This window comes from Microcoleus sp. B9-D4, from assembly GCF_036705105.1.
Taxonomy (GTDB): domain Bacteria; phylum Cyanobacteriota; class Cyanobacteriia; order Cyanobacteriales; family Microcoleaceae; genus Microcoleus.
The window spans coordinates 16,362-35,360 of record NZ_JAUBTS010000009.1; the positions used below are offsets into that span (position 1 = coordinate 16,362).

15 protein-coding genes and 1 pseudogene are annotated in these 18,999 nt (G+C 45.9%); 7 read left to right on the forward strand and 9 right to left on the reverse strand.

The window, feature by feature from the left end:
• Positions 1-38 precede the first annotated feature (38 nt).
• A complete protein-coding gene (locus QUB24_RS07845) occupies positions 39-1,478 on the reverse strand; it encodes a pentapeptide repeat-containing protein (RefSeq protein WP_333152180.1) in 1,440 nt (479 codons plus the stop codon).
• 28 nt (positions 1,479-1,506) lie between these two features.
• Positions 1,507-3,222: a bifunctional 3,4-dihydroxy-2-butanone-4-phosphate synthase/GTP cyclohydrolase II gene (gene ribBA / locus QUB24_RS07850; RefSeq protein WP_333152182.1), complete on the reverse strand. Its 1,716-nt coding sequence runs from the start codon at positions 3,220-3,222 to the stop codon at positions 1,507-1,509.
• 326 nt (positions 3,223-3,548) lie between these two features.
• Between ribBA and QUB24_RS07855 the strand changes: the two are divergent.
• Both QUB24_RS07855 and QUB24_RS07860 read left to right on the forward strand, forming a co-directional pair.
• Positions 3,549-3,970, forward strand: a pseudogene (locus QUB24_RS07855) (DNA-methyltransferase).
• Positions 3,971-4,109: 139 nt separating this feature from the next.
• On the forward strand, positions 4,110-5,462 hold the full coding sequence (locus QUB24_RS07860) for a DUF4339 domain-containing protein (protein WP_333152184.1): 1,353 nt from the start codon (positions 4,110-4,112) through the stop codon (positions 5,460-5,462).
• 322 nt (positions 5,463-5,784) lie between these two features.
• Here QUB24_RS07860 and QUB24_RS07865 read toward each other — a convergent pair whose 3' ends face one another.
• A complete protein-coding gene (locus QUB24_RS07865; protein WP_333152186.1) occupies positions 5,785-5,937 on the reverse strand; it encodes a hypothetical protein in 153 nt (50 codons plus the stop codon).
• 109 nt (positions 5,938-6,046) lie between these two features.
• Between QUB24_RS07865 and QUB24_RS07870 the strand changes: the two genes are divergently transcribed.
• Both QUB24_RS07870 and QUB24_RS07875 read left to right on the forward strand, forming a co-directional pair.
• Positions 6,047-6,367: an RNA-binding protein gene (locus QUB24_RS07870; protein WP_333152188.1), complete on the forward strand. Its 321-nt coding sequence runs from the start codon at positions 6,047-6,049 to the stop codon at positions 6,365-6,367.
• Between the two features lie 409 nt (positions 6,368-6,776).
• Positions 6,777-7,388, forward strand: a complete 612-nt coding sequence (locus QUB24_RS07875) for a hypothetical protein (RefSeq protein ID WP_172191765.1) — start codon at positions 6,777-6,779, stop codon at positions 7,386-7,388.
• A 288-nt stretch (positions 7,389-7,676) separates the two neighbouring features.
• Here QUB24_RS07875 and egtD read toward each other — a convergent pair whose 3' ends face one another.
• The 3 genes from egtD to egtC all read right to left on the reverse strand — a co-directional run bounded on the left by egtD (position 7,677) and on the right by egtC (position 11,171).
• Positions 7,677-8,732, reverse strand: a complete 1,056-nt coding sequence (egtD, locus tag QUB24_RS07880) for an L-histidine N(alpha)-methyltransferase (protein WP_333152190.1) — start codon at positions 8,730-8,732, stop codon at positions 7,677-7,679.
• Positions 8,733-9,139: 407 nt separating this feature from the next.
• Positions 9,140-10,411, reverse strand: a complete 1,272-nt coding sequence (locus tag QUB24_RS07885) for an ergothioneine biosynthesis protein EgtB (RefSeq protein WP_333152192.1) — start codon at positions 10,409-10,411, stop codon at positions 9,140-9,142.
• Complete coding sequence (gene egtC / locus QUB24_RS07890; RefSeq protein ID WP_333152194.1) at positions 10,383-11,171, reverse strand: ergothioneine biosynthesis protein EgtC; 789 nt, start codon at positions 11,169-11,171, stop codon at positions 10,383-10,385. The genes QUB24_RS07885 and egtC overlap by 29 nt, the downstream gene beginning before the upstream one ends.
• 161 nt (positions 11,172-11,332) lie before the next feature.
• Here egtC and QUB24_RS07895 point away from each other — a divergent pair, with 161 nt between their 5' ends.
• The 3 genes from QUB24_RS07895 (at position 11,333) to QUB24_RS07905 (ending at position 15,331) form a co-directional block, all read left to right on the forward strand.
• Positions 11,333-11,551 (forward strand): hypothetical protein, encoded by a 219-nt coding sequence (locus QUB24_RS07895; protein WP_333152197.1) that lies wholly within the window; start codon positions 11,333-11,335, stop codon positions 11,549-11,551.
• A gap of 1,285 nt (positions 11,552-12,836) precedes the next feature.
• A complete protein-coding gene (locus QUB24_RS07900; RefSeq protein ID WP_333152200.1) occupies positions 12,837-14,402 on the forward strand; it encodes a methyl-accepting chemotaxis protein in 1,566 nt (521 codons plus the stop codon).
• 641 nt (positions 14,403-15,043) lie between these two features.
• Entirely contained in the window at positions 15,044-15,331 is a 288-nt protein-coding gene (locus QUB24_RS07905; RefSeq protein WP_015179076.1) for an RNA recognition motif domain-containing protein, read from the forward strand.
• On the opposite strand, the gene QUB24_RS07910 is transcribed toward QUB24_RS07905, so the two are convergent.
• The 3 genes from QUB24_RS07910 to QUB24_RS07920 form a co-directional block, all read right to left on the reverse strand.
• Positions 15,328-15,483 carry a hypothetical protein gene (locus QUB24_RS07910; RefSeq protein ID WP_333152202.1) on the reverse strand — a complete coding sequence of 52 codons (156 nt, stop codon included), beginning with the start codon at positions 15,481-15,483 and terminating at the stop codon, positions 15,328-15,330. The genes QUB24_RS07905 and QUB24_RS07910 overlap by 4 nt on opposite strands.
• A 116-nt stretch (positions 15,484-15,599) precedes the next feature.
• Positions 15,600-16,046, reverse strand: a complete 447-nt coding sequence (locus QUB24_RS07915) for a hypothetical protein (RefSeq protein ID WP_333152203.1) — start codon at positions 16,044-16,046, stop codon at positions 15,600-15,602.
• A 462-nt stretch (positions 16,047-16,508) separates the two neighbouring features.
• On the reverse strand, positions 16,509-18,995 hold the full coding sequence (locus tag QUB24_RS07920; protein WP_333152204.1) for a putative PEP-binding protein: 2,487 nt from the start codon (positions 18,993-18,995) through the stop codon (positions 16,509-16,511).
• Positions 18,996-18,999 lie beyond the last annotated feature (4 nt).

The window sequence follows — 18,999 nt, forward strand, 5'->3', positions numbered from 1 at the left end:
GTCAACAATCACGGACGGTGCAACCGGAATTGATATAATTACCATTCCGATTCTAGCGGCAATTCAAAAAAACTCGGACTCAGCTCTAGATCGGTCAAATCCGTTTCGCTCAAATAAGCGTCAGTCAAAAATACCCCTTTTAAACTTGCGCCTTTGAGGTTAGTACCTTTCAGGTTAGCACCTCTGAGATTAACTCGGAATAAATGAGCATCGCTCAAGTCGGCCTCAGTTAAATCTGCTCCCTCCAAATTTACTCTCATCAAATCTGCTTTTCGGAGATCAGCTTCGTTTAACTTAGCGCCGCTGAGGTTAGCTTTTGTCAAGTCTACACCTCTCAAGTCGGCCCCGCTCAAGTTAGCGAACAGCAAAGTAGCTCCCGTGAAATCTGTCTCCCTCAAATCGGCATCGCTTAAATTAGCGCCGCTGAGGTCAGCCCTTGTTAAGTCTACACCCCGAAGGTCAGCAGAACTCAAGTTTACTTGGTGTAAAATTGCGCCGCTTAAATCGGCTCCTCTCAAATCTGTTTGCTCCAAGTTTGCACCTTTGAGGTAAGCTTTTTTTAAGCTAGCTCTGCTGAGGTCTACATTTTTGAGATTGACCGAAGTTAAGTTAGAAGCGCTCAAATTAGCTCCGCTTAAATCTGACCCGTTTAAGTCGGCTCCGGTTAAATTTACCCCTTGCAGCGATACATTGGGAGCAATTAAATAAGCTCCGCCCAGACTGGGGTCGATACCTTCTGAAAACAAAGTCTTGTTGCTGTAAACAGCTTTCTCCAAAATCGTGCTGCTCAAACTAGCTTCCCTCAAGTCCGCTGCGCTGAGGTTGGCTCCTGCTAAGTTTGCCCGATCGAGTTTGGCGCCAAATAAAATAGCTTTGTATAAATTTGTCCGCCGCAAATCGGCTCCTTTTAAATCGGCTTCGGTCAAATCAACCCTAGCCAGATTTAAGCCAGGGAGCGAAGCATTGGGAGCTAGCAAAAATGCTCCCATTGCACCCGGATCAATATCTTCGGGAAAGATAGTCCGGTTGTTGTATACGGCCTTGTCTAAAATGGCACCGCTTAACTGAGAACCTCGCAAATCGGCACCGCTAAGGTTGGCTCTGGTTAAGTTGGCTTCGTGGAGATTTGCTCCTACTAAATTAGCCTTGATCAAACTTGCTTGTTTGAGGTTGGCGCCCGTGAGTTCGGCTCCTACGAGAGTAGCTTCTCGGAGGACAGCACCAGTCAAATCCGCTCTAGTGAGGTTAGCTAAATTGAGAAATGATTCACCTAAATCCGCCCCGCTGAGATTGGCCCCGGTAAGGTCGGCTTCGATCAGGTCTGCATACCTGAGAATAGCGTTGCTGAGGTTGGTTTCTCGGAGGTCGGTGCCTCTGAGGTTTGCTCCCCGGAGTTCCGCACCGCCGAGGTTGGTGCCTTTAAGCGCTTGTCCCCTGAGGTCGAGCCGGTGCAGAAAGTCACCAACGTTCATTTCCATGTCAAATTCGCTCTCTTTAATGCTGAACCTAGCTTGACATTCCGATGGCTGAATCGGGAATAGGAGCAAAACTATAAATTTTTTGAGGTTGAAGCTTGGCGCACACGGACGCAACTTGTTCGAGGGGGAAGGTTTCGCGATCGAGCTGGACTTGCAGGGTTTTGAGCGGATCTCCACCGGAGGAAACCATTACTTCTAATGTTTGCAAATTCGGCTCTGTGCTGATTTCACCCAGAATTTTGCCGATCGCCTTGACGTAAGGATGGTTTACATCCGAGTACCAGTCGGGGGCTGCGAGTCCGGGTTGATCGAAGCCGAGGTGAACGATGAGGGAGCCTTCTCCGAAAAGGGCTATTCCCACCGGCCGCGCTTCTTCTTGCAGCAGCAAGTGCTGGTTAGCCGCCAAATGCCGCAGTTTTTCGAGGTGTTCGTACCGATTTTGAATGGCAGAATCTTCCTCTTTTCCTTCTGCTTTTTCGTTCCACTGAATCGCCACTGTTACTAAATAAGTTTGCAGTAGCATATGACCGAGTTTTTCGGCTTTTGTTGCCAGATAGATTGAGTTGTAATCTGTGGCTTCAATTAGTAAGGGGACGCGATCGGCTACTTCAATGCCGTAACCTTTCAACCCTGCAATTTTGCGCGGGTTGTTGGTAATCAACCGAATTTTTTGAACTCCCAAATCGTTGAGCATTTGTGCTCCGACGCCGTAGTTCCGCAAGTCGGCGGGAAATCCCAACCGTTCGTTGGCTTCGACTGTATCGAATCCCAAATCTTGCAGCGAGTAAGCTTTTAGTTTATTTACCAATCCAATGCCCCGACCTTCTTGGCGCAAGTAAACGATGACGCCAGAACCGACATTTTCGATCATTTTCAGTGCCGCTTGCAGTTGCATCCGGCAGTCGCAGCGCAGGGAACCCAAAGCATCGCCGGTCAGGCATTCGGAATGCACCCGCACCATCACGGGTTTGTCTTTAAATTCTGCCGGGTCGCCCTTGACAATAGCAACGTGTTCTGAGTTGTCTTGGGTGTCGCGGTAGGCGTAAATCATAAACTCGCCGAATTGAGTGGGCAATTTGGCGACGGTTTCGCGGCGGACGAATCGATCGTGCTTGAGTCGGTAGCTAATTAAGTCAGCAATACTGATTATTTTAAGGTTGTGGGTTTTGGCGTACTCGATTAATTCGGGCAACCTCGCCATCGAACCGTCGGGGTTTTGAATTTCGCAGATCACGCCGGCAGGATACAGGCCCGCGAGTCTGGCGAGGTCAACCGAGGCCTCGGTGTGACCGGCGCGTTTGAGCACGCCACCGTCGATCGCCCGCAGGGGGAAAATGTGACCGGGACGGCGCAAGTCTTGAGGTTTGGTGTCCGGGTGGATGGCGACTTGGATGGTGCGTGCCCGGTCTTCGGCGGAGATACCGGTACTGACGCCGTTGACTGCATCGATGCTGACGGTGAAGGCAGTTTGGTTGTTGTCAGTGTTTTTGCTGACCATGAGGGGCAGTTCCAGGCGATCGAGCCTTTCGCCACTCAATGCCAGACAAATCAAACCCCGCGCGTTCACGGCCATAAAATTGATGTTGTCGGGGGTGGCGAATTGGGCGGCACATATCACATCGCCTTCGTTTTCGCGATTTTCGTCATCGACTACTACCAGGGGGCGACCTGCTTTGAGGTCTACGAGGGCGCTGTCAATTGAGTCAAATTGAAAGGATTGAGTTGAGGTGTTGTTATTTGTCACTGAGCAGTTCAATCTATAAACAGTAATGTTATGGAAATAGAATCTATTTGTGATTGTAACCTTTTGTATCCGGCAGGGCGATCGGCCAATCCAGATGAGTTTGACAATATTTCTCAAGTCACTTACTATAATTATTGCATCTTGTCAACAAAATCTCTCCCCAATATTTCATGAGCTTGACTGAGATCGCGAATATTTTAGGTAAACCGTACTTCCAAGCTCCTAATTGCCTAATTTATCTGATTCAAAAAGTTGTCTGGAACTAAGGCGCGGGAGTTGCGGGCTGCAAGTTCTTTTCACCCCGCAATGAAAAGTTTCTCTGGTATGTGAAAAATCAAGACAAGTATACATTTAATTTGGATGAAGTGCGCGACCCAAATGTGAAATATCCGAATCAGAAAAAGAACGGCAAGATTAAAGTAAACTTAAAAGGCAAAAATCCGACGGATGTTTGGCAGTTCCCAAAAGTTACGTCGGGGAAAAACCGAGCTTCAAAAGAACGCACGCCTCACCCCGCTCAATTTCCTGTTGCTGTTGTCGATCGCATCATCAAGTCGGCATCAATTTAAACGACATTGTTTTAGATCCGTTTATGGATTCCGAGACTACAGCAATTGTGGATATGGGTTTGCAGCGACAAGTTATTGGATTTGAAATTAGGGCTGATTACTGTCAGATTGTCGCTAGTAGAATAGATGATTTTTTGAGGGACAAGGAACTCACAGAAGCACAGTTATCTTTATTCTAAAGTTGGTAAATTGCAGCAACTTAATTTAAATAGTCCCAGATCGGGCGATCGGTCTCAAGCGATCGGCGCTTAAGATCGCACAGCCCAGAACGATCGGCGCAATGGGACAATATTGATATCCCGTCAAATTATCCCAACCATGAATAATTGGCCGAAATTCCTCCCCGATCCTAGATCGTGCGCCAGAGGGTTTGCCTTAAGTATTAGCTTTTGGCTGATTGTTTCTTTACTGTGGCCCAATGCTTACTACTATTCCTACGGATTTAGCAGGACGTACTGGTACACCATCAGGAACTCTGACTGGGAATTCCCGATCGTACTTGCTTGGTTTTGCCAAATCTGGTTATTTGCTTTCTATCACTGGGGGTTAACCAAGCTTGCAGAGTGGGTGGAAATTCGCCGACACAATCAGCAACCGCCGACTGTATCAGCTTGGCACCACTGGAGGGAAGGTATTATCGCATTTCTGACGCTACCTGCTGCGATTTTGATGGGAATTCCGCCGACTGCCCTTTTTATGCTGCCGATCAGAAGCTTTTCGGGCGCGCTCGTTGCTGTAATTCTAGGAAGTGCGATCGCCTCTGCTTACCTGTATCACTTCCGCTTTGCAAAACTGCTTAAAATTCTTCTTAAATTCTTAGGGATTTTCTATGCATACCTTCTAAAGATACTTGAACTTTTGTTAGTTCCAGTATTAACTGGTACTCCGTTTTTTCTGCTAACTGTTGCGACGGCAGAAATCGTGCCAATACAGCTACTGCCGCTGACAACCTTTCTGTTAGTTATTTGCGTACTGCTAAGCGGGATAGTGGGATATGCAGCTTTGCAGTATTGGTCAGCGCATCTAGTTAATTGGGCCGCGACTTGGTGGCCCGCTGACTCTCCTGGTTACAGTCGCCTTCAAGCCCGAAAAGCTTGGAAACACAACAAAACAGCAACCAGCCAATCTTTTGTTCGGCACACAACCAGTTGGCACTTAGCAGCTAACGACACTAGCAACCTAATTTACCTAAACCTCATAGCGATCGTACTCGGTGCGATCGGTTTTCTGCTGTTTGGAGAGTCGAAAGAATGGTCAGAAACACAAGAAGATATTTTAGGATCTGCCGTGGCGCTAGTGTGGGTGGCGGTGTGGCATTTCTGGGGGTGGCCGCGCGAAGTAGAAATTGCTAGAGGTAAGCCGGAGGCTAAAAAAAAGCGATCGCCCAATTCTAATTCAGCGCCTCCCAATCCGGTAGAACAAGAGCTCAACCAGCTCAAAACCACAACTGGAATGAATCGGATGAAGTCAGTAAGACGATCGACCCAGCCAACTCCTGAAGTTGCTCAATGGTACGTCTTTCGCAGCGGTGAAGCCAAAGGGCCCTATACCAAATTGCAATTATGGGAGGTTGAGGAAATCACAGCCCGAACCAAAGTGCGGCGCGGGGAAGCCGAGTGGCAGCGCGCCGGTGAAATTCCAGAATTAGCGTCGTACCTCACTCAAAAATAAGACAGTACAAGTCACCGCACGTCGATCGGCGCTTAAGACGATCGCACTGCCCAGAAAGTAGCGCTATATCCCTTGATAATCTGGAAATAATCTGATAGTATATTAGCAAGTGGGGGTGGAACTACCTCACTATAAAAAGCCTTTGAAAAAAAGGAAAAAGAAGCCTGCGGTCTAACTGTACTCAATTGACCGTCAGGTTTTTTCACTAACCGAATATTCAAGTCAATGTCTAAGGTAGTCGATGAACTTTGTCGGTTATAACTGAATCTCAGGCGCTGTTCTCAATCAGACCCAATCAACCTGGTAACAGGGACTAAAAATCTCAGATATCAGGTCGATCGCGCAGCAAGAAACCAAGCGGAGGACGCCAAGAGTGTAAGATGTCAGTTATCACGAATACTTTCTGTTGGCGATTGCCCGACGGCACCCAACATTGAAAATTATGACAGCCAATTGCTGATTCTGCTGGCTTCATGTTATAGTGGTTTTCCAAGAATTAAATTCGGTTGCGTAGTTTGTTGGTGTTTATTTACAAGCGTCTCTCCGAATCTAAGTCTCTGCACCCTAATGATTCTGGAGATTTTATGTCGATTTACGTGGGTAATCTTTCATATGAGGTAACATCAGACGACCTCAACGAAGTATTTGCCGAGTACGGTACTGTAAGCCGCGTCCAAGTGCCAATGGACCGGGAAACAGGCAGGATGCGGGGTTTTGCTTTTGTGGAAATGGCAAGCGAGGCAGAAGAAGCAGCAGCCATCGCAGCTTTAGACGGTGCTGAGTGGATGGGCCGTGACTTGAAAGTCAACAAAGCCAAACCTCGCGAAAACAACAACAACAGACGCTCCTCGGGCGGCGGCGGCGGCTGGGGCGACAGCGAGCGCTCTTCACGCGGACGCTACTAAACTTTGAGACTGAAAAATTGAGTTTTGCTAGTTGACGGCCGGTGCGAATGCTGCTTTTTTTTCGGGTTGTTCGATCGACCCATCAAATAAAACTCCCAAACCTCTAAATCAGTTTTGCCCCCTCCTTCGAGGGGGCTTTGTTTTTGGCGAAAAATCCCGCGAGGTACGTCGGCGGTGCAGTTCCGAGTCTAGTTCGTGATTCGATACCCTCTTAACTGCTTTTTTTAAGAGGCTGTCGGGATTTGGCTGCTCGACGCCTGTAAACTATCAAACTAGAATTAAGCAGCAAGAAAAGTTAGAATAACGGCAAAACTGAATATTGCCTAGAACAGCAAAACTACCTTTACCGAAGATTAGTCGAGAAAACCAGCCGAATATCAGCCAATATCTTGATTTTGCCTCAATAAAGATGTCCAAGGTCTACAGCACGGCGGAACTCATTAAAATCCTCGAAGAAGAGCGCCAAGCCTGCTTGCATGGGCGGCGTCTCAATTTGACTGAAACTCCTGCTACAGGCAACCCCGTCATTGACCGCTTTCTCAAATCTGAGGGAGTTCAGAAGTTCACTGCCTATCAAAATTTTAAGGCTGCCGTGCACGAATACCAGCGGGAACATCAAGTTTCTGGGATTGTCTGGCGGGAAATGGCGGTTAAAGGCAATACTCTACGCTATCCGGCAGTGGATGACGAATTAATAGCTCTACCGGTTGATTTGATTACGTTGAAGGCAGCTAAGATTGCTATGTTGGAATTCTGGCAGCAGGTAACTGCGGGGATGGATTTGTATTTAAGCATTAACAGCGGGAAGGATTTTCGATCAATCGAGCCGGTTGATGTAGAGGCTATAGCCCAGCGCACAGAATGGGCTAGTCTCTCGAAGTGGGAAAAGTTGGATTTTCTAGAAATTTTGTTGCAGTTGGGCTGGGGGAAGCCGGAGGAAGCTTATTATAAGCGGGGATGGCCAACGTCGGGCAGCGAGTACATTCACGCCGTCAAACCCGGACAGCGGCCGATTTGTTAATTGGTAATTGGTAATTTGTTTGTAGTCAGGACTTTAGTCCTGATTTGACTTGTTAAACGTTAAACCCACAATCCGGCAGGGAATGAATTCCCTGCCTCAAAGCTAAAGTCCTCGCTATGAGGACTGAGATAGGACTTACGCATTAACAACGTAACTATGTCCTTCTGAGTCCTGAGCATTGCGAAGGAACTGAAGAATCTCAAAGCCTTGCAACACCATCTAGAGTGCGTAATTCCTGTTAAACTCCTTAGTCCTCATAGCGAGGACTTTAGCTATTAGCCTGGGAATTCATTCCCAGGCGGAATTAACAACTGACATCTGACAAAGCATCAAGCCAAACCACTGATTTGGATCTGTCCAAACTTGCACTGGCATTAAACCACGCTGCGACAGTTCTTTTTTTACAGTATTGAGATTAAACTTGCGCGATATTTCGCTGCGGATAGTTTCTCCCGCTGCAAATTCAACCGTTAAATTGAGAGAACGCAACTGCACTGTTTGCGCTTTTTTACTTTTCAAGTGCATTTCTATTTGACATTCCTCTTGATTGTAAAAAGCCCAATGCTCGAACTGTGCTAAATCAAAATTTCCCTCATATTTTCGATTTAAATGTCGCAGCATATTCAAGTTAAATGCTGCCGTTACTCCTTGACTGTCATCGTATGCAGGCTCTAAAATATCCTTAGATTTGTCCAAGTCAATTCCCAGCAAAAAATACTCTCCCGGCTGCAATGCACCGACTATTTGCGAGAAGAATAAATCGCATTCTTGAGCGTTGAGATTGCCGAGGGTACTGCCGAGAAAGCAAATCATTCGGGTTGGCAACGGCGACGGTGCAATTTTCGCTAAGGCTAATTCGTATGTGCTGACAAGTCCGTGAATGTGGAGCGACGGATAATCTGCCAACAGTTGACAAGCGCTGCTTTCTAGGATAGTAGGACTGATGTCGATCGGCAAATAGTGCAGGGGATATTCCAGTTGACTGTAAGCATCAAGGAGAATCCGAGTTTTGGTGGAACTGCCGCTGCCGAGTTCGACGATTTCGCAGGGGCCCGTTAAATTGGCGATCGCCCCCGCGCACCCCTGCAAAATTGCCGTCTCAGTACGTGTCAGGTAGTATTCCGGCAACTGGCAAATCAACTCAAACAGGTTCGAGCCGCGATCGTCGTAGAAATACTTTGGAGGCAGGGATTTGGGGGTTTGAGTCAACCCGCTAACTGCATCGCTGCCAGCATTGATTTCTGCGGGTGTCGGCGCCGCAGCGCTCACCAGCCGCTCTAAGTGCAGCCGGTTTTCTTTGGTTGAGGCTGAGTTGGTCGTGTCGGACAGTCTTGGGGATTTCATAAAGTAATTTTTAGATGCACATATGGGTATACCACGCAGTCGCGTTGCCAAATATCGCGCTCAAGTGAGGTTTTTCATGTCGCTCTCGGTTCTGTATTATCTCACCAGATGGATCTCGCATCCACAATTAAAACTTAAATAAAACTTAAAAATTATCAACTAAAATTATAAAAAACTTCACAAAAGTTTTTTTATTTAATATTTTTACCCGATCAAAGCTTTAGCATTTCGCAAACAAATTTGTCCCTAATTCCCCATCAATCCTTTTATATGGTATCCGTAAAAGAACCGTTATAAGTTAGTAGGGAGGACTTTAGTCCGAGCGAGTGTATTGAGGACTTTAGTCTTCACTAAGAACCAAGGAGCGCACGGAGCCGTGCACTCGATAATTATAATGAAATAGCGAACTACTTAGCGCAGCGAAAACCAGCAATAATTTGCCGCACGCCCGGATAGTACCAATTCCGAAAACTCGATCGCAGTGCCTGCGGAAAAGTCGCCCAACTCCCCCCTTTCAAAACCCGGTGTTCTCCATCAAAATAAACTTGAGAATATCCCCTGTAAGGATAACTTTCAAATCCCGGATAGGCGTCAAAAGTTGAAGCAGTCCACTCCCAAACATTGCCCAACATATCCCAGCAGCCGATCGCACTTGCTCCTTTGGGAAAAGCATCAACTGGGGAGGTATTGGCAATATTATTGCCGTGATTGCACAGCCTGCCGTTTGGCGGTTCTTCTCCCCAAGGATAGATGCGATATGTTTGATTTGTGGCCTCCCAACTTGCCGCTTTTTCCCATTCGGCTTCCGATGGTAAACGCTTGCCGATAAAGTTGCAGTAAGCTTCGGCTTCGTACCAACTCACGCCGCAGACTGGATGGTTGTTGAAAGCTTGATTTTCTGACCAGTAAAGCGGTTGAGAGACGGCTTCACCTTGCAGCCATTTCCAGCCGCCCGCTGACCACCAATCATGGTTTTGATAGCCGCCGGATTCCATGAAATCTCGGTATTGACGGCAAGTGACGGGATAGCGATCGATCGAGTATGCTTCTAAATAACACAGGTGGCGCGATCGCTCATTATCCAAAGCCTCAGCAGCATCGCTTCCCATGTAAAATTCTCCGGCCGGAATTTCAATCGCCGAATCGGTAATTGGGCATTGGGCATTGGGCATTGGGCATTGGGCATTGGGCATTAATATTCCTTCTTCCTTCTTCCTTCTTCCTTCTTCCTTCTTCCTTTGCATTTGCAACACGAAAGCAACAGTTTCGCAGTGCTGGCTTTCGTGCTGAATAATAAACCGCCAGAGACGTTCTTGCTCGTCGATCGGCGCTACTTCCAAATAATCTAACACCTTTTTTCTCACCGCGTCCAGATATAATTCAACTTCAGGTAACGCGGGCAGAAAAACCCGTTGTTTTTTCGGCAAAATATCAGCAGCAAAAAGTTGGTGATACTGAGGAAACACAGGTTCCAACCCAGCACATCGCTGCAACAGCCACAAATCCTCAGTATAAGCAATGTGACCTAAGTGCCAGCCAACTGGACTGAAATCAGGATGAGCTTGACGGCAAAAAGTATCATAATCGATGTCTGCAAATAGCTTGAAAGTGCCGCTGCGACACTGCTGCAAATCGCGATAAATTGCCTCTCTACAAGATTGGATAGATTTCGATATCACGCTCTACTCCGGTACTGATAATGCTCTGGACTGGGCACGAGTGCCAATTGCCAGCAAATAAAGGTTCAGAAGCAATAATGACAGAATTCGGGAAATTTAAATCGTCTCGCAGCCAATAGAGGGAAGGAGGGGTTTTTTGGGAAGCAAAGCGAGAGGCAACGAGCTGGTGTCCGTCGCTGATAATTATATTAGCTGAAAATTCTACTTGGTGAAAGTTTGCTAGCTCTGCCAAAATTGTCAGCGTGTTTTGCAAAGCTGCTTGTATGGTCAGATTTCCGGCGGTCAATTCATTGACAAACAAGCCGAAGATATGCTCAGAATCTGTAGTACCGTTAATTGATTGATACAGCGTATCGCTGAGCCGATCGCGAATTGGTCTGTAAAGAGTTTGCCGAAAATTCTTCACGAAGCCGTTGTGTACGAACAGCAGGCGATCGTTCTGAAACGGCTGACAGTTGCTCAAATCTACAGCTTGTCCTGAAGTTGCACTGCGAACATATCCGATCGCGCATCCAGATTCAACGTATCTACTGATACTCGGAAGGTTAATGTCGCTCCAAATTGGCTGTACATTTTTATAGGTAAACGGGTCAGTATCGAGGTGCGGGTGATACCAACCAATACCAAAACCGTCAGCATTGAGTAGGCCAGAAGTCATTTCGCGGGGATCGTAACTCTGCACAATTAGGGAATGTTCCGGCTTGTACAGAATAGCATCAAGTAAAATCGGCTCCCCTAGGTAGCCCAGCAAACGGCACATAAAATTTTTGCAGCAATGTGATTAGCATTGTAAGTCATGAGCCGGAAAATTGCCCGATCGCGCATCTTCAGCGCTGGAAGGTTTTTTGTAGCCCGCTGCCAGCATCGCAGTACAAACGATACAGTTAAGGTAGAACCCCTGCAACACAAGGAGACTCTTGAATGTTCATCGACGAACTCATCCCAATGGCGAAAGAATTGATCGAACAGCCGATCGCCTTCGCGGGCGGATTTTTATCTGGCCTGCTTCGACTCAACCTTCACGAAGATCCCGTTAAAAGCTGGATCGACGATCAAGCCGGTTCAACTTCCTACACTACTCCCCCAGCCGAACCCACCAACGGTAAAAGCACGGGGCCTCAGTCAATCTCGATCGACTAAGGAAAAGCAGTAACATCCTCCCAACGCCAAACTGATTACAGTTATGGCGTGGGCTTCCAAACTTCACAGTTTGGCTTTCCGCGTTTTTCCCTTACGGGATTTCCACACAGGGCTAGACTGAATTTCTCAGTCCCCGCTAGAAAGTCTGCACAGACACAAGCGATTCCCGTATAACCTTTCTCAGATTGATGAAGTAGAATAACAGCAGTGTGTAAAGCTGTTCCCAATATTTTGCGTAGAAAGTTGACGGAATGCAAACTCTATAGCCTTTCCTAATCATTAATAATTTGTTGTGTTGATAAAACTGAAAATATTTTTAAGTTTTGACCATAACTTCTTAGACTTATGATAAATCGGGCAAAGCGGGCGACAAGGATATTAATTTCGCCATTTTTTGGGATTACTTTATTTACTTATTTGGCCTATTTCTATGACCCTTATCCATCACTACCAAAGTATTTTTTCCTAGTTTCTGTAGGTTGCCAGCTCGTAAAAGTATCAAATGTAATTATATCATTTTTTTAGTATTAAGTCGGAAAAAAATATTGAACTTTATATAGTGCTTGTGATAAAAATTTGTACAAGTTGGTTCGTTTTTTTTATCGCCATTCAACCTTTTCTTGATAGAGTTAAGAATTAAGTTATTCAAAATTTGAATCATTTTTATTTTCAATCGCGCTAAAATTATCAGTTGTTCTGCCTTAATTTTCCAGGAGCGCATAAATTAGCTCGCTGAGCAATATTTTTGGTTTCAGGAGCCTGTTTAAGTATTTTTTTTACAAATTTTTTTACAAAACTGAGAAGTCCCAAAAAACAGTTAGCTATGAATTTTTGTGATATTGCTTCGCCAACTATCGACATCGATAATTTCTTGTGTAAACTCAAGATAATAAGATTTCATTGCTAGTAATGTATGATGTATTCGATGCTTGGTTAACAAAAGTGATATCAATGTATGTGGCAGCCTCTCCACTTCTGGGGATGCTGTGACTCTTAAGCGAATTATAGTTAATTTATCTTATATTTTAGATTTTAACGTTAAGAATGAGTCAGCAATATGATACCTCATCGGGCTCACAACTACGTCGTTACCCAAAATCGATAGCTACTTTAAGAAGCAGGAGTTACTCATCAATTAATTCCTAATTTTAGAATATAAAATCTCCAATGTAAAATCATAAGAGGTATTTCATCTAGCTGAGAAAAGCTATAATATACAAGATATGTTCATGATTGCAGCGAGGATAACTGTAGTAGAAGGAAAAGAAATAGTATGTTGAGAAAAATGAATTTACAAACCAGACTGATCAGTGCATTTCTGATGATGGGACTGTTAGTATTTTTCGTTGCGTGGGTAGGATGGAACTCAACATTTAATCTCAGTCAACACATAGAGACTCTCGGTCAAAATAACTTGCCTAGTATTGAAGCATTATTGAAAATTAACGAGGGACAAACCCAAATTGAGTCATCCGAGAGAGCGTTAATTAATTCTGCACTCACTCCAGCAGAAAGGCAAGAAGCATTAAACAGAATGGACAAGGCTTGGCAGCAGATTAAAGATGGTTTTAAAGCATACGAAGTCATTCCACGTATCTCAGAGGAAGACGCACTCTATAAACAAATGCTTAAGTATTGGGAGGAGTGGCAGCAGGAAGATCAAGAACTGCTGCGACTTAATCAAGAATTCGAGAAACAGGGAATTTTGAATCCTTTAAGTGTGCAGATCAAACTACTTAAGCAGGGTAAAAGTAATTCGCCAGAAATGGCAAGAGCAAACACAGCTAGCAACCTTTTGAATCAACTTAGTCAGCAAGCTAAGGTGATTCGTGTTAAATTTATCAATTCGGAAAAAGCCACTTTAGCAGTTGTTGAATCCAACAAAAAGCAAGCAGAATACGCTTATAAAACAGCGCAAAATGATAGTAAAAAGACGCAAGGTGCTGTATTTTTGGGAATGACCGTGGGACCGCTAATAGCGATTATTTTAGGCATAGCTTTAAGCATAGCGATCGCCAAACCTTTAGATAAAGCGCTGAAAGGTATTATTAATATGATTGTCAGTTCTTCTACCGAGATTGCTGCTACAATTGAGCAACAGGAACGTATTGCTGTACAACAAGCTGCTTCTGTTAATCAAACAACTACCACAATGGATGAATTGGGCGCATCATCGAGGCAATCAGCTATGCAAGCCGAATCAGCCCTTGAAAATGCCAGTAATGTCTTAAATATGGCAGCAGAAGGCAGTAAAATAGTAAATAAAACCCAGCAGGGAATGTTGAGTTTGACGGAAAAAGTCGGAGCGATCGCCGATCAAGTTTTACATTTGAGCCAGCAAACCAATCAGATTGCTAATATTACCAATTTAGTCAGCGATTTGGCTAATCAAACTAATATGCTGGCAATTAACGCTACAGTGGAAGCAGTACGCACCGGAGAACAAGGAAAGGGGTTTGGGGTGGTGGCGACGGAAATTCGCAGACTGGCAGATCAAAGCAAAAAATCGTCGGATCAGATTAGTGATTTGATAAACGGTATTAAGAATTCCATTAATAAAACAGTGATGGTAACAGATGAGGGCAAGAAAACTTTAGATAATAGCCTAAAATTGACTGAAGGTACGGCGGATAATTTTAACAATGTTGCTAATGCTATTAACAGTGTTGTTGTCAGCAGTCAGCAAATTTATCTGAATACCAAACAGCAGGCGATCGCTATTGAGCAAGTGGTAGAGGCGATGAATGTTCTGAATAAAGGAGCAACGGAAACAGCCAGCGGTATTACCCAAAGTCGAATTGGTACTCAAACACTTAACAAAGCTGCTTTAAATCTCACATCCTTAGTTTAATTGAGAAAAGTAATATCCTAAACTGGGGATTAAGGAGATGGAGAGAAAATTTGTCCCATTCCTCATTTCCAATTTGCAATTCCAAATTTTGCCCAAGGATTGAAAGTGACATCTCCCCGTTTAGGCAAGGGCTGGGGAGATGTGAAGTAGGTTTCCTCAAAGGGCAGTCTAGATGTGTATAGAAATTCTCAAGTGAGTGAGGTAGAGATTTAGATTTTAGATAAAAGAATTAAAGAATTGAACAAGTGGGGAATTGGTAATTAACTGGCAAGTCCTTCACGAAAGTTGAAAACCGCTATATCAACGATCGTGGCCCAGAGCAACCTAATATATTATACCTTGTTAGTCGCTTTGTTTCCGAAGATGCTTGGTGATTCCTCGCCCACCCATCACTGATCTGATTCAAATCAAGTATTGTTCAGGGGTGGGATTCCTCCCCGCCCCAAAACTCATATCCTCATCCGCAGGGTGAGTGAGGAGATGACTTTTGATCAAGCTAACTATTGCAGCCAGTACCAAGGGTTAGTCAGTGTGGTAAACCCTTTTAGTCAGAGTCGATCGCCCACTTGTATGCTAGAGAGCACTTGACAGTTAAATTAACAGGTTATTATGTATAGCACAACAAGTTCAGTTCGATCGACATGACTATCTACATTGGAAATCTGTCTTACCGCGCCACCGAAGAAGACCTGAAAGCAGTATTTGCAGAATACGGCACAGTCAAGCGAGTTGTCTTGCCTACCGACAGGGAAACCGGTCGGATGCGCGGTTTTGCATTTGTTGAGATGATGGAGGATGCCCAAGAAGACGCTGCAATTGCCGAATTAGACGGCGCAGAGTGGATGGGACGCCCCTTGCGAGTGAACAAAGCTAAACCGAAAGAAGAGGGAAATCGAGGCGCAGGTATCAAGAGAAACGACGGATATTAGTCTGCGATGCGGCGGTTGACATCCTCTCGAAACCCACCTGATGCACCAGTGCGCCAGTAGCGCCGAATTGCAAGCAGCAGTTGATTTTGGGGATGAAATGTCAAATCCGCTGCACAAAAATATCGCTTCTTGATGGGCTGCACTTGATTCATTCTTTTTGAGAAAGACAGAATTTATGCACGCTAGTCTAAAAACCCGATTTCTGCCGCGATACCTCGCTGCTAAAAGCAAAATTTATCATGAGAAACCGGGTTGATGAGCGTTAGTCTTAGAAAGAGTAAACTCGCCCTTTTTCATCAATATAAACTGATCGGTCTTGCCTAGTGCGGGGGTCTGATCTGGTGATGCGAATCGTCACAATGTTTGTCTGCGAGTCAACGTTATAGTCGTATTTCAAAGTTGCGGTTCCTCCGCTGGCATTAATCGGAATATTGGCAATATCGCCGGTGCGATTGCTGATACGAACAAGGATGTTTTTGCTGGTTCCGACGGGCAAGGATGACAAGCTGCCACCTGATTGACCGTATTCTAGGTTTAATCCAGTTTCATTTAACAGTCTGAGGGTAATGTTGCGAGTATTGTCAACCTGCGCTTGAGGTTGCCAGAATCCGGGTTTTTTGCCACCGTCAGTTGCAGGTTGAGATAATGCTGGGTGAGGATGCAGAAAGGCCAGGGCGGCAAGTATTGCTGCGGTTGCAATAATTTTTGATTTCACGGTTTGTACCTCCGGGTCATTCGATTTTAGATTTTAGATTTTCGATTTTGGATTGACCCCACGGATAAATGCGGGGGACGCAAGGATTTTCGATTTTAGATTTTCGATTGATTCCACGGATAAATCAGGTGGCGGGTACCACCTTTGAAATTCGTGGTCAAGAATTGGTTATATTTCTATCCTAGCTTTAAAATCCGATGTTAGTGGAAGGAAGAGGGAAGAAGGAAGAGGGAAGAGGGAAGAAGGAATAAAAGGAATAAAAGCCAGGGTTTGAGAAATTAAGAATTTCCTAACCGTCGGGCGCGGTTGGTAGATATACTCAGAAACCGAACTTCTGTAGTTGTTAATATTCCTGGACGCACGGGTTGTCTAGAAATCCGATTTCTGAGCTGGTGGCTGCTTGCCAAAGCTATAATTTGGAGTAGAAACCGGATTTCTGGGGTCAAGTGAGTCCGGGAGTGGTTAATTGTTAATTATCGATCGAGCGGCTTCTAGCAGCAGGCGCTGTTCCGCGCGGACGATCGCCCTGGAAGTTTGTTCTGCAGCATCGACATTGACCGAAATAGACGAAATTCCCCACCGCACGAAGGATTCCACTGTCTCGGGATACAATGCGGGAGCGTCGCCGCAGATTGAGCAAGGAATGCCGGCGGCCCGGGCCTGTTTGATTAATTGTTCGATCGCCCTCATCACTGCTCGATCGCGCCCGTTGAAAGCACCTGCTACCTGGTCGGAGTGGCGGTGAATTCCTAACAGCAATTGGGTTAAATCGTTAGTGCCGATGGAAATTCCTTGAACTCCGGCTTTTACGTAATCTGGCAATAAAAATAACACCGAAGGAACTTCCGCCATAATCCACATCTGAAACTCTGTTGAGCGGTTTTTCCAAACTGTTTCTAAGCGCTGGCGGCAGTAGATAAACTCGTCAACTGAGCGCACGAAAGGCAAAATTAAATTAACATTTGTATAGCCTGACTCGCAGACTTTTTGAAGTACGCACAGTTCCCAATCAAATAATTCCGGTTCAAAGGTATAACTGAAACTGCCGTGGGCGCCTGACTCCCGTAAATCGAGAGAGCGATAAAAGATTGGCCGCGGCGAAACTGCAGCAGCAAATAAGCTGAGGCAATCCGCCATGCGATCGACAAATTCCGATTGGCGGCCGTCTTGTAGCCAAACTTTGGGGTTTTCACAGTCCAAAGCTTCTAATGCCATTAATTCCGATCGCAGCAATCCGATGCCGTCTATTGGCAGATTTTTGAGGCGGTCAATCGAACTTGTTTGGCTGACATTAACTAGCAGTTGAGTCGCCGTTGGTGGGCCCCAAACATATTGAGTAGACTCAGATTGTCGAGATTTAGGCCCGGAATTGGACGATCGATCAGAGGTAGAAGATTGGTGCTTGGCTATTGACATTTTGGCTGCTGTACTGTATATATCTGCCTTTTTTGCGGTGTCCCGAAGTCGGCGGCTGTCTCCTGTCTCGATCGCATCGTGTTGGGCGAGGGCAAAAACTTCTCCGCTATCGCCGTCTACCAACACCGAATCGCCCGAGGCGATCACCCGCGTGGCCCCGGTCACTCCCACAACGGCGGGAATTCCCAATTCTCTCGCTAAAATGGCGCCGTGGCCTGTCATACCTCCTTGTTCCGCAACCACCCCAGCAGCAACCTTCAGCCAAGGCAGCCAATTCGGCTCGATTGTCCGGGCTACTAAAATGCCTCCGGCTAGGAATTCCGCGTTTTCTGGGTGGGAATTAGTCATAACTTGGGCAATTGCTTCGGCTTTTCCTGATGCTGCTGCCACACCTCTGAGTATGGCAGGAGTTCGGGCTGGGGCGATCGAGTTTGGCTGCCGGAGGGCGATCGAATTTTCCTCTATCGGCGCGGCTTTTTCCCCTTTGACAAGACGCACTTGAGTGAAATAAAACTGCTGTTCGCCGCTGTTTGCTGTCTGGTTTAGCGTCCACTCCAAAATTAAATCCGAGTCAAATTCGGCGATCGCTTTTTTACTCAATTCAATGATTTCTTGCAGTTGCGATTCCTCTAAAACGTATTCTGTTTGTGCTTCCTCTCCCAGCGCTAAAACTTGCACGCAACAGTCAGCAAAGTCAGGCATTATAAATGGATAATCGGGAATTGGGAAAGCAGCAAACTTTCCCAGTAGCAGTTTTTTTTTCGGTTCACCATCGCCGACTTTGAGATTGTAGGCTAATGTTTTGTAACCGATCCGCTGGAATTTAACCGCGCTTGTTTCTGGCTGCACTTGATAGTAATCGGGGATGGTTTCTCCCCTAGCGAGGGACAATCCCAAACCGCTGGTGGCTTGGATTTCCCACTGTGCACCCGCCTTTGTTTTCACCTCGCCCGCGGCGATCGCTTCTTGAAGTGGCTGCACCAAAACTGCGGGATTGATTTGCTGTACCCGCAGGCCGCACCGCTGCCAGTAAAATAGACTTCGGGCTCTGAACATTTCTGCCCAAGCTCGTTTGAGTCCGGCGCCAATGGCTTCGGGTTCTGCCCGTACTGCCTGAGATTCCAGAATGCCGACTGTTTTCGGATTCCAGGAAGTCAGGGAAGGGCGAAAAATTAAGGCTGTGGAGTTTAAGTTTGACTGTGAGTTGAGTTGAGAAACAGCAGACTCTAGGGTGGAGAGCAGCGAATCTGGCAGTTTGCCGACGAGGATTTGGTGCCGGATGCTGCGGGCGATCGATTGCAGTTGTCTGGGTTCATCTACATTCAAGTGCAGGGAAGAGTGTGGCCAGTCAGCAAACAGCGGTTCTAGGCACTCGATCGACTCTAAAAACTGCCAGAATGTGGTGGCAGGTACGACAAAACCCGGTACAACAGGATGATTTTTCTGAAGCAAACAGCTCAAGTAAAATGCTTTTTCTCCCACTGCATCTCGGTCTGAAGGTTGAATTTTGTCTAACCAGTAGAGGTTTTTCACGCTG

Excerpts from the sequence above, each read along its gene's own strand:
- QUB24_RS07845 (WP_333152180.1), bottom strand. The coding sequence starts at position 1,478 with ATGGAAATGAACGTTGGTGACTTTCTGCACCGGCTCGACCTCAGGGGA.
- QUB24_RS07860 (WP_333152184.1), top strand. The coding sequence starts at position 4,110 with ATGAATAATTGGCCGAAATTCCTCCCCGATCCTAGATCGTGCGCCAGA.
- QUB24_RS07865 (WP_333152186.1), bottom strand. The coding sequence starts at position 5,937 with ATGAAGCCAGCAGAATCAGCAATTGGCTGTCATAATTTTCAATGTTGG.
- QUB24_RS07870 (WP_333152188.1), top strand. The coding sequence starts at position 6,047 with ATGTCGATTTACGTGGGTAATCTTTCATATGAGGTAACATCAGACGAC.
- QUB24_RS07875 (WP_172191765.1), top strand. The coding sequence starts at position 6,777 with ATGTCCAAGGTCTACAGCACGGCGGAACTCATTAAAATCCTCGAAGAA.
- egtD (WP_333152190.1), bottom strand. The coding sequence starts at position 8,732 with ATGAAATCCCCAAGACTGTCCGACACGACCAACTCAGCCTCAACCAAA.
- egtC (WP_333152194.1), bottom strand. The coding sequence starts at position 11,171 with ATGTGCCGTTTGCTGGGCTACCTAGGGGAGCCGATTTTACTTGATGCT.
- QUB24_RS07895 (WP_333152197.1), top strand. The coding sequence starts at position 11,333 with ATGTTCATCGACGAACTCATCCCAATGGCGAAAGAATTGATCGAACAG.
- QUB24_RS07900 (WP_333152200.1), top strand. The coding sequence starts at position 12,837 with ATGAATTTACAAACCAGACTGATCAGTGCATTTCTGATGATGGGACTG.
- QUB24_RS07905 (WP_015179076.1), top strand. The coding sequence starts at position 15,044 with ATGACTATCTACATTGGAAATCTGTCTTACCGCGCCACCGAAGAAGAC.
- QUB24_RS07910 (WP_333152202.1), bottom strand. The coding sequence starts at position 15,483 with ATGAATCAAGTGCAGCCCATCAAGAAGCGATATTTTTGTGCAGCGGAT.